The organism is Pseudomonas sp. ES3-33, assembly GCF_000952175.1.
Taxonomy (GTDB): Bacteria; Pseudomonadota; Gammaproteobacteria; order Pseudomonadales; family Pseudomonadaceae; genus Aquipseudomonas; species Aquipseudomonas gregormendelii.
Map to the genome: position 1 here is coordinate 1 of NZ_JZRI01000129.1, position 895 is coordinate 895.

The window sequence follows — 895 nt, forward strand, 5'->3', positions numbered from 1 at the left end:
AGATGTGTATAAGAGACAGATAGAAGACGAGCCGAAAACTGCCCATTATTTGCACCAGGGGCTGACCGAAAGCGGATTTATCGTTGATTGCGTCGCCAGCGGAATCGATGGCTTACGCTTGGTCTGCCAACAGGCTTATGATCTTGTAGTGCTTGACGCAAACCTACCGCAACGTGACGATTGGGGCCTACTTGTAAGTATTCGCAAGGTCACTATTTCGCCCATCATGATACTTACCGTTAAAGGTAGTCTGGAGGAAAAAATCAAGGGTTTCGACCTAGGCGCGGACGATTACATGGTCAAACCAATTGAGTTTCCAGAGCTGCTGGCCCGAGTACGCACTCTGATGCGTCGCGCTGTATTGTCGGCATTGCCCGACGTGCTGTGTGTCGGGGACCTGGAACTCGATCTTGGTAGACACCGGACCTTCCGAGGCGAGCAGCGGATTGAGCTGACCACCAAGGAGTTCGCCCTGCTATACCTCTTGATGCGCCAGACTGGTACGGCGCTGTCGCGCACGCAAATCATGTCCTCTGTCTGGGGGCGGAGTGCTGATTGCGACACCAATGTTGTTGAAGTGTCGATGAGAAGGCTTCGGGCCAAGATTGATGATCCTTTCAACAACAAGCTAATCCATACCTTGCGCGGTGTTGGATATGTTCTCGAAAAGCGTGATCAATGAGCCCTCTTAATCCCTCGAATTTTGAAGTTATGTGAAATAATCGGCAACAACTTTATAAACAGAACACACAAATGCCACTCTAAAATCACAGTTCTATTAGATTACGAAAATCGTCTTCGGGGTGGGGAAGCACTGTGCTTGGCTGATTATGTTACTTCACTGAGCTTGTGAGGATAACGGTTGGAAATTACAAATAAGTAATTCTCATTAGAC

General features: G+C 48.6%; 1 protein-coding gene. It reads left to right on the top strand.

What is annotated here, in order from left to right; translation table 11 throughout:
• Positions 1-4 precede the first annotated feature (4 nt).
• On the top strand, positions 5-682 hold the full coding sequence (locus tag UB23_RS21850) for a heavy metal response regulator transcription factor (protein ID WP_045061367.1): 678 nt from the start codon (positions 5-7) through the stop codon (positions 680-682).
• Positions 683-895: the final 213 nt, after the last annotated feature.